At 33.7% G+C, this 12,594-nt stretch carries 9 protein-coding genes, 3 tRNA genes and 1 other annotated feature; of the genes, 7 read left to right on the top strand and 5 right to left on the bottom strand.

Annotated elements, in window-relative coordinates; genetic code table 11:
• Positions 1-313: 313 nt before the first annotated feature.
• The 3 genes from Q7P22_RS03055 to Q7P22_RS03045 all read left to right on the top strand — a co-directional run bounded on the left by Q7P22_RS03055 (position 314) and on the right by Q7P22_RS03045 (position 5,071).
• Positions 314-3,028 (top strand): UPF0182 family protein, encoded by a 2,715-nt coding sequence (locus Q7P22_RS03055; protein WP_303860480.1) that lies wholly within the window; start codon positions 314-316, stop codon positions 3,026-3,028.
• A gap of 172 nt (positions 3,029-3,200) precedes the next feature.
• Entirely contained in the window at positions 3,201-4,472 is a 1,272-nt protein-coding gene (serS, locus tag Q7P22_RS03050; protein WP_303860477.1) for a serine--tRNA ligase, read from the top strand.
• Between the two features lie 95 nt (positions 4,473-4,567).
• Positions 4,568-5,071, top strand: coding sequence for a hypothetical protein (locus tag Q7P22_RS03045; protein WP_303860474.1), 504 nt, complete (start codon positions 4,568-4,570; stop codon positions 5,069-5,071).
• Positions 5,072-5,174: 103 nt separating this feature from the next.
• Here Q7P22_RS03045 and Q7P22_RS03040 read toward each other — a convergent pair.
• Together Q7P22_RS03040 and Q7P22_RS03035 are read right to left on the bottom strand one after the other, a co-directional pair.
• Positions 5,175-5,265, bottom strand: a tRNA-Ser gene (locus Q7P22_RS03040).
• Positions 5,266-5,407: 142 nt separating this feature from the next.
• Positions 5,408-5,497, bottom strand: a tRNA-Ser gene (locus Q7P22_RS03035).
• 168 nt (positions 5,498-5,665) lie between these two features.
• Positions 5,666-5,870: a binding site (T-box leader), on the top strand.
• Between the two features lie 120 nt (positions 5,871-5,990).
• Here Q7P22_RS03035 and proS point away from each other — a divergent pair.
• Positions 5,991-7,430: a proline--tRNA ligase gene (gene proS, locus Q7P22_RS03030; protein ID WP_303860472.1), complete on the top strand. Its 1,440-nt coding sequence runs from the start codon at positions 5,991-5,993 to the stop codon at positions 7,428-7,430.
• A gap of 53 nt (positions 7,431-7,483) precedes the next feature.
• On the opposite strand, the gene Q7P22_RS03025 is transcribed toward proS, so the two are convergent.
• Positions 7,484-8,086: a DUF3298 and DUF4163 domain-containing protein gene (locus Q7P22_RS03025; RefSeq protein WP_303860468.1), complete on the bottom strand. Its 603-nt coding sequence runs from the start codon at positions 8,084-8,086 to the stop codon at positions 7,484-7,486.
• Positions 8,087-8,204: 118 nt separating this feature from the next.
• Here Q7P22_RS03025 and Q7P22_RS03020 point away from each other — a divergent pair.
• A tRNA-Arg gene (locus Q7P22_RS03020) sits at positions 8,205-8,281 on the top strand.
• A 431-nt stretch (positions 8,282-8,712) separates the two neighbouring features.
• Here Q7P22_RS03020 and Q7P22_RS03015 read toward each other — a convergent pair.
• Both Q7P22_RS03015 and Q7P22_RS03010 read right to left on the bottom strand, forming a co-directional pair.
• Positions 8,713-9,384, bottom strand: coding sequence for a DUF421 domain-containing protein (locus Q7P22_RS03015; protein ID WP_303860465.1), 672 nt, complete (start codon positions 9,382-9,384; stop codon positions 8,713-8,715).
• Positions 9,385-9,435: 51 nt separating this feature from the next.
• Positions 9,436-10,011, bottom strand: coding sequence for a xanthine phosphoribosyltransferase (locus Q7P22_RS03010; RefSeq protein WP_303860463.1), 576 nt, complete (start codon positions 10,009-10,011; stop codon positions 9,436-9,438).
• Positions 10,012-10,176: 165 nt separating this feature from the next.
• Here Q7P22_RS03010 and Q7P22_RS03005 point away from each other — a divergent pair, with 165 nt between their 5' ends.
• Positions 10,177-11,484 (top strand): glutamate-cysteine ligase family protein, encoded by a 1,308-nt coding sequence (locus Q7P22_RS03005; RefSeq protein WP_303860460.1) that lies wholly within the window; start codon positions 10,177-10,179, stop codon positions 11,482-11,484.
• A 146-nt stretch (positions 11,485-11,630) separates the two neighbouring features.
• Positions 11,631-12,594, top strand: a 964-nt coding sequence (locus Q7P22_RS03000; RefSeq protein WP_303860458.1) for a BMP family ABC transporter substrate-binding protein, incomplete at its 3' end; no start/stop codon positions are given.

The raw sequence follows: 12,594 nt of genomic DNA, 5'->3' as shown, positions 1-12,594 counted from the left end.
CGCCAAAGGTACTTGGGTGGTAACGCCCTGGGAGAATAGGACGTTGCGGATTTGTTTAGTAAAGAAAGGCCTCTGATTATCGGGGGTCTTTTTTCGTTGTAAGTTCTACGTTGTAAGTTCTATGCAAAACCATCTATCCTAGTCATCCAGAGGAGCGGAGCGACGAAGGATCCCTGCGTATTAAGTATTAAAGTATACACCCCAACCGTCATTCTTTTCCCAACCACTTTCCACCTACATTTTATAGTGCTAATTCCCTCAAACATCAATATAGTTATTAGTAAGAATAAATGAATTCATAAGGGAGGCATTCATGAATAAAAGAGGTGTTTCAAAGGGAATATTATTTTCTGTTATTACTACTATTATCATTGTCATAGGCTTATTCTTATCTATGAATCATTTTTATGTAGATTATTTATGGTTTAAATCTCTTGGATATACAGATGTATTTATGAAAGAAATAGTTACTAAAATTCAAGTTAGTGTTCCTTTATTTATTATCTCTCTGTTATTTTTTATATTATATTTAAAAATCTTAACCACATCTATTTTAAAAAGAATTTTACAGGTCAATTTTAGACCTAATACAAGGATGATTGCTTTATTTAGTATTGTTATTTCATTCCTAGTAACTACAATAACGACTAATTCTATTTGGTATAATTTCTTAGAATTTAAGAATGCAGTTCATTTTAATGTAAACGATCCTTTATTTAATAAAGATATTTCATTTTTTATATTTCAATTGCCATTTTTAGAACAATTACTTGCTATATTTATTTTTATATTACTTCTTTTCGCCATTGTATCAATTCTTTATACTGCGTTCTTGTATTTAACAAATCCATATAAAAGCATTGAAAGTGTTAAAAATAATCGTAGTAGCTTTAAAGTTTGGATATCTGATTTTGGTAATTTTGCTGGTAAGGAAATCGGCTTTTTTTCAGGTCTTTTCTTTTTTATTATGTCTTTTCATTATTATATTCAATCTTATACCCTAGTGTATTCTAATAATGGCATCGTATACGGTGCGAGCTATATAGATGCAAATATCACTTTGCCTTTGTATAAAATTTTATGTATTGTAGCTTTTGTAGCAGGAGTATACTCTGTTATCAATGGTTTTAAAAGGAAGATTAAGAGATTAATTATTGGACCTATTCTGATTATTGGTATAAATTTAGTGGGAAGTTTGATGGCTATAGGTGTAGAGCAACTAATTGTTGCGCCAAATGAATATGCAAAAGAAGAACCATATCTTGTGAAAAATATTAAGAACACTCAAGCTGCATATGGAATTCATCAAGTAGAAGAAAAAGCATATGATTTAGATGATGAAATAAACGTACAAGATATTAAAGATAATCAGCTTACTATCGATAATATCCCTATAAATGACTATCACCCCACATTAGATATGTATAATTCCATACAAGGCTTTAGAATCTATTATGAATTTAATGATGTAGATATTGATAGGTACGATATAGATGATAAATATACGCAAGTGTTTATTTCAGCTAGAGAGATGAACAATCAGAAATTAGAAGATAAAGCTCAAAATTGGATCAACAAGCATTTAAAATATACTCATGGTTTTGGCGTAGCTGTATCTGCTATAAATACAATTAATGAGAGTGGTCAACCTACGTTAATTGTGGAAGGTATTCCTCCTGTAACAAGTGTAGAATCTCTGCAGATTACAGAGCCACGAATTTACTATGGGGAATCTACAGATGATTATGTCATTACTAATGGGAAGACTATGGAATTTGACTATTCTCAAGGCAGTGAGAATATGGAAAATGAGTATGATGGTACAGGCGGAATTCCACTAAATATATTCAATAGGTCAGCTTTTGCCTTATATCATGGTGATTCGAAGATTTTATTAAGCACTGAGATAAATTCTCAAAGTAAAATGCATATCCGCAGGAATATTATGTGCCGAGTAAATGCTATTGCACCGTTTTTATCTTACGATGAAGACCCTTATATCGTAGTCGCAGATGGTAAATTATACTGGGTTATAGATGGTTTTACTTTAAGCAATCGTTATCCCTATTCTCAACCTTATAATAAGGAAAATACATTTAATTATATTAGAAATTCTGTAAAAGTAGTTGTAGATGCATACAATGGCGATGTGAATTTTTATCAAGTAGATCAACAAGATGCGATTATTAATGTATATAATAAAATTTACCCTGGAATGTTCCAACCTATGGCTCATATGCCAGAATCTATACGAGAACATATTAGATATTCACAGGAGATATTTGATATACAATCAAATGTATATGCAACCTATCATATGAATAATCCCAAAGCATTCTATAATAAACAAGACCAATGGGAAATCGCAAATCAAGTCCATGAAGAAAAAGCAAGAGGCGAAAGTATAGAATCTACTTATCTAATTATGAAACGACCAGAAAAGGACAGAGAAGAATTTATCTTGATGATCCCATACACCCCAAAAGAAAAAGATAATCTTGTAGGGTGGATGCTCGCTATGAATGACAAAGATGAATTTGGCAAATTAGTAGTATACAAATTTACCAAACAAAATTTAGCCTATGGGCCTATGCAAATTGAACAGCGCATTGATCAAGATACTAATATTTCTCCTCAACTAACTCTATTAGGGCAACAAGGCTCTCAAATTATGCGTGGGAATATGTTTGTAATACCAATAGGAAACTCCATTCTTTATGTGCAACCAGTATATCTCTCATCCAGTGAAGCACAGAGGAGTTTGCCAGAGGTCAAAAAGGTAATTGTATCCTATGGCAATAAGATTATAATGGAAGATACTTTAGAGAAATCTCTCCAAAAGTTATTTGGTACTTCACAAGAAAAACAAGAAGAGCCTAAAGAATTAGATCATATCAACGGCTTAATAAGAGAAGCGAACAATCTACTTAAAAGAGCTCAAGAAGCCCAAAAATCGGGAAATTGGACCGATTATGGAAAGTATATACACCAATTAGGGGAAGTGCTTGAAAAGCTAGAAGAAGACTAGGATTACACCTTAAAAAACTTGAAATAATCGCACAACTACTTTATAATTAGTAACAATAGAAAGTAAAATTATCCCTTAAGGAATTAAGGGATAATTTCTTATGGAGTAATAAAGTTCTTGCTTTAAGATTTTACTTAGAATTTAGAACAAACATTAGGGAGCTGTTAATGAAATGTTAGATATTAAGAAAATACGGGAAAATCAAGAGGAAATTAGTGAACTCTTAAAAAGAAAAGGTGATTACGATCTATCCTCTGTTTTAAAATTAGATGAAGAGAGACGGAACATTTTGGTAAAAGTAGAAGAGATGAAGGCAAAACAAAATAAAGTCTCTAAAGAAATACCTATGCTTAAAAAAGAAGGAAAAGATTGTACCGATTTATTAAATAGTATGAAGGAGTTATCAGCTCAAATAAAGGGCTTAGATGAAGAAGTGAGAGAAATTGATGAGAAAATAAAACATTCTCTCTTAAACATACCGAATACACCAAATAAAGAAGTTAACATTGGGAAAGACGATTCAGAAAATATAGAAGTTCGAAAATGGGGGGCCCCTAGGGATTTTGAATTTAAGATAAAAGCACATTGGGACTTAGGAACAGATTTAGGTATATTAGACTTTGAAAGAGCATCAAAGATTACTGGAGCAAGATTTACTATTTTTAAAGGTCTAGGTGCAACATTAGAAAGAGCCATTATTAATTTTATGTTAGCAGTACATGCAGTAGATCATGGTTATATAGAAATGTCACCACCCTTTATGGTCAATAGAGAAAGTATGACAGGAACAGGACAACTTCCAAAGTTTGAAGAAGATGCTTTCAAACTAAGTGCAGATAGAGATTTCTATTTAATCCCTACAGCAGAAGTACCTGTTACCAATTACTACAGAGATGAAATCTTAAATGAAGAAGATTTACCTATTAAGTTTGCAGCTTATACACCTTGCTTTAGAAAAGAGGCTGGTTCAGCAGGTAGAGATACAAGAGGGCTTATTCGAAACCATCAATTTGATAAAGTAGAAATGGTTAAATTTGCACATCCTGATACATCATACAATGAACTAGAAAAGCTGACAAAGGATGCAGAAGAAATTCTTCAACTACTAAAAATTCCTTATAGAGTAGTAGAACTATGTACAGGAGATTTAGGCTTTAGCTCTGCAAAAACCTACGATATCGAAGTCTGGATGCCAAGCTATAACAGATACGTTGAGATAAGTTCTTGCTCTAATTTTGAAGATTATCAAGCGAGAAGAGCAAATATTCGATTTAGAGATACAACGACGAAGAAAACAAGATTTGTTCACACTTTAAATGGTTCAGGTCTTGCAGTAGGACGAACTCTAGCAGCAATACTGGAAAACTACCAAAGAGCAGACGGCACTATAGAAATCCCAGAAGCGTTAGTTCCATATATGAGAGGAATTTTGGAGATAAAATAAACTCGCCTAAGGCGAGTTTTTGTTCTATCTACAGATAGCCGATAATATAAATAATATAGCGAGAAATAGTATTTATTTATATTGGAGAGATCTGAATGAAGAAAGAAATTAAAATCATAAAAATCCTTTTTGTAGCTATTATATTAGTAGCTTTTTTGATTTTCCTAAAATCTTGTGTTCTAAATGAAGCTCCCAAGCAAGAAGAAAACAAAGTAAAGACTGCGCAAGGTGAACAAACCGAGTTAAAATTACTAAAAAGTTCCGATATTTACCTAATAGGTCAGTGGGAATTACATTACAGAGATATTGTTAATTATGAATACGACGATTTAGGAAGTCCTGATTTTGATATGTATAAGCAACCAAGTAGCTATACAATTAGCATGAAAAATAATTCATTAATAGTAAACGATATTTACCCAGTTATAGAGAGCGTACACAGCGACCAAGAATTTAACCTAAGAGTAGATTTAAAAATCGTAGAATTGAAAATAACAGGCCAAATAGAGGATAAAAACAATTGGTCCGGTACTTTAGAGTACATAGGAACTGAGGAGCAATTAATAAGTAAGTGCACGGTTAGGGCTACGAGAAAATAAAGCTCGCCTAGGCACAAGTCCCCCTAGGGGTTCAAATCCCTCCTGTTTTGTTGCATAAAAAAAGAATTCCTATTATAGAATTCTGTCTAATTAGCTTTATAACTGGCGGAGAAGGAGGGATTTGAACCCTCGCGCCGGTTACCCGACCTACACCCTTAGCAGGGGCGCCTCTTCAGCCACTTGAGTACTTCTCCATATGGCTCCACAGGCAGGATTCGAACCTGCGACCGATCGGTTAACAGCCGATAGCTCTACCTTAGCAGGGGCGCCTCTTCAGCCTCTTGAGTACTTCTCCTCATTGCCTTCTGTTTGAAAATACGTATTTAGTTAAAAAAATGGCCGAGAGGGTGGGATTCGAACCCACGTGGGCTTTTGACCCTAACGGTTTTCAAGACCGCCCCGTTATGACCACTTCGGTACCTCTCGGAAGAACAAGATTCATTATAGCATCACCTAGGACAAGTGTCAATAATAAAAACAAAACTTTTAAATTATTTTTAATTGAAGTTAATTGTAGAAGTAAACTACCTTAAATAATCCATTGACATAAATCAATCCTTTAACTTATAATATAGTCAATTGTAAGAAAATTATACTAAAGCGTTGAAAAGAATTAGTACGCACTTCTGAATTTAAAGAGAGCGAATCAAAGGTGGAAGATTTGTAAGGAAGAGTGTGGAACCTATCTTCGAGCTACAGGTGAAAGCCATAGTCGCAGATCATGCGTTACATGAATTAAGTAGAGCTTTATTTGGAAAGCTAATAAAGGTGGTACCGCGGAAATAAATCCGTCCTTCAATATTTTGGAGGGCGGATTCTTTTTTTATTTTAATAGAGAGTTCCACCATAGGGGTAAAACTACAGTAATAGTTACCAACTACCTAGCTTTTCAACAGAATAAGAAAAACAGGAGGATATAATGGCTAAAAAACAAAAAGTAGAGGCAATTACGCCACGAGATGAAGATTTTGCAAGATGGTATACCGATGTAATTTCTAAAACAGAGATGGTAGATTATTCACCAGTAAAGGGATTTATGGTCATCCGCCCATATGGATATGCTATTTGGGAAAACATTCAATGTGAATACGATAAGAAGTTTAAAGAAACAGGACATAAAAATATGTATTTTCCTCTTTTGATTCCTGAAAGTCTTTTACAAAAGGAAGCAGAACACGTAGAGGGATTTGCTCCTGAAGTAGCTTGGGTTACTCACGGAGGTGGCAAGGAATTAGGGGAAAGATTGGCTGTACGTCCTACTTCTGAAACGATTATTTGTAGTATGTATTCTAAATGGTTAAACACTTACAGACAATTGCCATTTCTATACAATCAATGGTGTAGTGTAGTTCGTTGGGAAAAGACAACGAGACCTTTTCTTAGAACATCTGAATTTTTATGGCAAGAAGGACATACCTTACACGAAACGGCTGAAGAAGCTCAAGAAGAAACAATGCAAATGTTAGGTATTTATAGGGATGTAGCAGAACAATATATGGCCATACCGATGGTTGTCGGTAGAAAGAGTGAAAAGGAAAGATTTGCAGGGGCACAAGAGACCTATACAATGGAAGCACTAATGCACGATGGTCAAGCTCTTCAATCAGGTACCTCTCATAATTTAGGACAGCATTTTACAAAGGCTTTTGAAATCACTTATTTGGATAGGGAAAACAATCAGGCATTGCCATATCATACATCATGGGGAGTTTCTACTAGATTAATAGGTGCATTGATTATGGTACATGGGGATGACAATGGTCTAGTTCTTCCACCCAAAATTGCACCTACTCAAGTAGTAATCATTCCTGTAGCGCAACATAAAGAGGGCGTTCTAGATAAAGCATGGGAAATCAAAAATAAACTAGCTGAAAAATTCAAAGTAGAAATTGACGATCAGGATGCATACTCTCCAGGTTGGAAATTTAATCAATGGGAGATGAAAGGTGTTCCAATTCGTTTAGAAATAGGACCACGAGATATTGAAAGTAATCAATGCGTATTAGCCAGAAGAGATAACGGCGAAAAAATTCAAGTTTCACTAGATGATTTAGATGTAGCAGTAGAAAAGTTACTTGATGAAATTCAAAACAATCTTTTCCAAAAAGCACTAGAAAGAAGAGAACAAAAAACATCAATAGCTACAAATTTAGAGGAATTCAAAGAAAACTTAGCAGCCAATCCAGGATTTATTAAAGCAATGTGGTGTGGAGATAGAGCTTGCGAAGACAAAATAAAAGAAGAAACCGGAGCAACTCTTCGATGCATACCTTTTGAACAAGAAATCATTGGAGATGGTTCATGCGTCTGCTGTAATAAAAAGGCAGAAGACATGGCTTACTTTGCAAGAGCGTATTAAAAAAAGGCGATTTTATCGCCTTTTTTAAGTAACAAGGTGGTAAGTAAAATTTACTAGCTTACCATCTTATCAAGCAATCCACCTTCTTGCACCAAATCTATAATGCTATAAATTGGTATTACAGCATAGGGGAAGCCAACGACATACGGCGCTATGTCGTATAATTGAAAGTATATTACAAGGGCTTTGTCTGCGATATAGTAGTCTTGATCTGGTCTCACACCAGGATAGTCTTCAAATAGCATAATATCTTGTTTTTTTAATTCTTCTAATACCATCCCAGATAGAACTTCAATGTAGGGGCTGTTAGGTTTAAATAATTCATAAAATGGAATATCTTTGCCCGTACTAAGGTCAAAGTTTAATGATTTAACCATGGTCATAGGGTGAGCGCCTCCAAATTCTGCAAAACCTATTAAGGACAGAGTTAAAACACCCTTTTGATTGTTTTTTAATTCATAAGAACCTGTAACATAAGTAGGAATGTCTGGAACCATTAGATTTTTGCTTAACCTTAGCATATTTTCATAGATCGTAAAATTAATAAGCCCTTGAATATAACTATTATTAGGAATGTATACTGCAGGGTAATAAAAATTTATATTTTGGATACTATAACTTAGTGTACGGATAACTACAGGGAATTTATTATTCAAAATCTCCACCACCTAAATATATTTGTTATATCAATATATTCCAGTAATAATATTTTTGTTAATTTTATTTGAAATTAATTATTCTCTGTGCTATAATACATCTTGCAAACAAAATTGCGCGCCCTTGGCTCAGCTGGATAGAGCGTTCGGCTACGAACCGGAAGATCGGGAGTTCGAATCTCTCAGGGCGCGCCATATATAAGACTTTCAAGGTTTTAACACCATTCAACATATGAGATTTAACACCATTTTAACACCATGGTAAAAATTAATTCCAAAAAATAAGCCCTTTCCATTATGGATTGGGCTTTTGTTATTTAAATTTTTTTTAGATGTTTTATGTAGGCGCGCTAGGAAACATATCGAGTTCAAAATAAAATCGATAGAAATCAATTTACAGCCTCATGAGTGCTAAGGTGCATTCAATTCACTTTATGAATACTTAAGTATGTAAGAATCCTTTGCTGATGCTTTAAATGACAGCAAAAAAGGCTCCAATGGAGCCATATATTAATTCTACATCTTACCTTCTTCATTTCGCATTGCTTTTTCGTTCAACTACTAATTCGTTTTAAGTAAGACCTTAGGCATCACCAGTGTCATAATGGTTTTGCCTACTACCTTATTTAATACTTCTGAATAAACAAGCCTTCTCCTTCTAACCATTCTACATATAAGGCCTCTTTAATGGTCAGATTTTGCTTTTTTAGTTCTTTTTCTAAGTAATCCTTAGTGAGACTGATTTCATCTAGATTTTCTTGAATCAATTCTCCATCTGAAATAAGTGTAATAGCAAGGAAAGGACCACTTTTTGACTGTTGGCTATTTTGTTTTTTTACTGAATCTTGACTATTCTTTTTTAGGACGCTTAAGCATCCATTTGCTTCTAAAATAGCATATTGTACCTCTCTCATAGTAAATATATCTTTTGAACGAAGGAGGTGTAGGAGTTGATTAATATCTAAATGATTTCTTTTCATCTCCTCGAAGGATAATTTACCGTGTTTTATAAGTATAGAGGGTTTTCCTTCTAGAAAATCTCTCGTCTTACGAAATTTTTGGGTTATAAATTCTGTAGTGGTTATGAGAACAGTCCAAATTATAATAGCAAATAAAATAAATGAAATACCCAATTTATCATCATAAAGTGCATTTCCTACTAACTCACTTAAGATAATGGAACAAATAAAATCAAAAGTTGTAATATGAGTCAGCAAAGTTTTACCAAGGATCTTTGTGGCTATAAACAATAAAATATATCCAATTACTAATTCAAGTGCAATATTATAGTACTCCAAAGTGATCACCTACTATCATGATTCTAATAGTTTCACCCAAAGAGTACTTTTTTAATCCCTAAATTTCACTATTCCATCTTCAATAGAATCGATAATGGCAAGAGATTCTATTTTTATTCCCATGTCTCTTATGATATCGCCACCTTCTTGGAAGCCTTTTTCTATGACGATACCTGCACCTACAAGAGTAGCATTAGCTTGATCGATAATTTCCTTTAATCCTAAGATGGCTTTTCCATTAGCCAGAAAATCATCGATAATTAAAATCCTGTCTGTAGAATTTATATATTTCTTGGATACCATGATCTTATAAGATTTATTTTTTGTAAAGGAATAAACTTCACTAGTATAAAGATCTTTATCCAAGTTTAATGATTCTGTCTTTTTGGCGAACACTACAGGTATATTATCGAAATATTTAGCAGTAATAACTGCTAAAGCAATGCCGGAAGCTTCAATAGTTAAAATCTTTGTGATACGATCTTCCTTAAATCTCTCATAAAAGGTTTTTCCTATTTCATCTAAAAGTTTTACGTCTATTTGATGATTAAGAAAAGAATCCACCTTTAAGATATTGCTTCCAATGGCGTGTCCGTCCTTTAGTATTTTGTCCTTTAATAAATTCATCTTTTCCTCCTTATTTATGCAACTGTCTATGTATATAATTGTTTGACAATGTTCCTATCATTATAACCTTAAGTCATAGAAAAATAAATAAGAGAATTATTTTGAAACTAGATTCACAACAGTTTGAATTGTGGTATCATACAATTACATGAGAGGGGTTGTATCATGAATTACTATAAAATAAATAAAAACAAAATAATCGACTATATCAAAAGTGGAGAAAAAACAGATGGTGCCAATTCTCTAGGATTAGAGTTTGAACACATTGTTATTTATAAAGAAAGCTTTACATCTGTTCACTATGAGAAGGGTGTTGAAGAAGTTATGGAAGAGCTTCTTTCAAAGGGTTGGACCAAGGCCGATGACGAACCCAAACTACTCAATATAGTGAAAAACGGCGATAGTATTACTTTAGAGCCCGGAGCACAATTGGAATTAAGCATGAAAAATTGCGATACCATAGAGGAAATAAAAAAAAGGTATTTTTCTTTTATCAAGGATATATTTCCTATTTTAGAATCAAAAAATTACAGTCTTCTTTCTATAGGATATCGACCTATAGAGAAAATTGTAGATATTCCAATGATTCCAAAACAAAGGTACAAATATATGTCAGAGTATTTGAGCAAACGAGGTAAGTACGCCTTAAATATGATGAAGGGATCTGCTTCCCTCCAAATATCTGTGGATTACACTAGTGAAGAGGATTATATCAAAAAGAATAGAGTTGCAAATTATTTGTCGCCAGCTATTTCTTATTTATATGACAATTCACCAATATTCGAAGGAAATATTCATGATGGAAATGGCGCAAGAGTTCAAATTTGGAATGATATGGACAATGACCGAAGTAGACTGACTCCAGGTGTTTTAGACAAAGATTTTGGCTACGAAGAGTATGTGGATTATATCCTAGAAAGACCATGTATTATTGGCCTACTAAATGACAAACTTGTCTTTACTGGCTCCAAACCGGCTAAAGAAGTATATGAACATATAGAAATGAACATTGAACAAATCGAGCATTTGCTTTCTATGGTATTTCCTGATGTGCGAACTAAAAAGTATATCGAGATTAGAATGAGTGATAGTGTACCTTATCCTTATAATCTATCTTCTGCTATACTGTGGAAATCTATTATGTATGACTCAGATAATTTAGAGTACTTTTATAGTGAGTCTTTAAAATCTACCACAGCACAAATAGAGGAACTGAAAGAAAATATGATTACGGGTGAAAAAGAAGCCATTAAAGCGATTACTAAAATGGTGGAGACTCTGTTAATGAGAGCCTTAGATGTAGCACATCCTGAAGAACGAAAATATATTGATGTTTTAATTAAACTTCAAAAAAATCATGTGAATATAGCCTCTTATTCTAAAGAATTACTAAAAAAAGGAGAATCAATAATGGAAGCTTTAGCGATTGATGTATTATCTCCTGAAAATTTGAATGTTTTTGGAATGAATTAAATAAATTTACGTAAAAGTAGTTGAAAAAAACATACGAATAAAATATAATCAATACAAGACGAACGTTAATTTTGAAATCGACAAAATCATACGTACCTATTGAGCTTCAAGGTTAAGGTTTTAAAAGATATTTTAGGGGGAGAAAAATGAAACGTTTTGGTATTGTTTTTTTAATCGTAGCTTTATTAGCTGCTACAACATTAGGATGCTCAAACAAAAAATCAGAGGGAACGGGAACACAAGAAGACGGCACAAAGCCGCTAACTGTTGGTTTTATCTACATTGGACCAATTAATGATGGTGGTTATACAACATCTCATGACAACGGAAGAGTTTACTTAGAAGAAAAAATGGGAGACAAGATAAAGACCATTTATAAAGAAAATATTCCTGAAGAAAAGGGAGAAGTAGTAAAGACAATCCGTGAAATGGTGGATCAAGGTGCGAATATGATTTTTGCTACGAGCTTTGGTCATATGGATGGTGTCCTAGAAGCGGCAAAAGAATTTCCAGAAGTAACCTTTGCACATTGCTCAGGATATGAAAAAGCAGAAAACATGACTAATTATTTTGGTAGAATGTATCAAGCGAGATATTTATCGGGTATTGTAGCAGGGATGAAAACAGAGTCAAATGTTATTGGCTATGTTGGAGCATTCCCATTACCTGAAGTTATTAGAGGAATTAATGCCTTTACATTAGGTGTAAAATCTGTAAACCCAGATGCAGAAGTTCACGTAAGATGGACAAATACTTGGTATGATCCAACTGTAGAGAAGGCTGCAGCAGAAGCACTACTTGCTGAAGGCGCTGATGTAACAGCTCAACATCAAGATTCAACAGCACCTATGGTTGCTGCTGAAGAAAAGGGAGCAACATCAATAGGTTATAATCTAAGCGCAAAAGAATCTGTACCAAAGGCTTACGTTACTGCACCATTATGGAACTGGGGAGAGTACTATGTAGATGCAGTACAAAAAGTATTAGATGGTAATTGGACAAATGAACCATATTGGAAAGGTTTAGAATCAGGCATTGTAAGTTTAGATGAATTGACAAAATTAGCTCCAGAAGGTGCACAAGCGAAAGTTGACGAAGCAAAAGAAAAAA

This window comes from Alkalibaculum bacchi (assembly GCF_937875145.1).
Lineage (GTDB): Bacteria > Bacillota > Clostridia > Eubacteriales > Alkalibacteraceae > Alkalibaculum > Alkalibaculum bacchi_A.
This window is presented reverse-complemented; position numbering and strand designations above follow the sequence as displayed.

What these genes read in the sequence shown, in the direction of transcription:
- Q7P22_RS03055 (WP_303860480.1), top strand. Translation starts at nt 314, where the DNA reads ATGAATAAAAGAGGTGTTTCAAAGGGAATATTATTTTCTGTTATTACT.
- serS (WP_303860477.1), top strand. Translation starts at nt 3,201, where the DNA reads ATGTTAGATATTAAGAAAATACGGGAAAATCAAGAGGAAATTAGTGAA.
- Q7P22_RS03045 (WP_303860474.1), top strand. Translation starts at nt 4,568, where the DNA reads ATGAAGAAAGAAATTAAAATCATAAAAATCCTTTTTGTAGCTATTATA.
- proS (WP_303860472.1), top strand. Translation starts at nt 5,991, where the DNA reads ATGGCTAAAAAACAAAAAGTAGAGGCAATTACGCCACGAGATGAAGAT.
- Q7P22_RS03010 (WP_303860463.1), bottom strand. Translation starts at nt 10,011, where the DNA reads ATGAATTTATTAAAGGACAAAATACTAAAGGACGGACACGCCATTGGA.
- Q7P22_RS03005 (WP_303860460.1), top strand. Translation starts at nt 10,177, where the DNA reads ATGAATTACTATAAAATAAATAAAAACAAAATAATCGACTATATCAAA.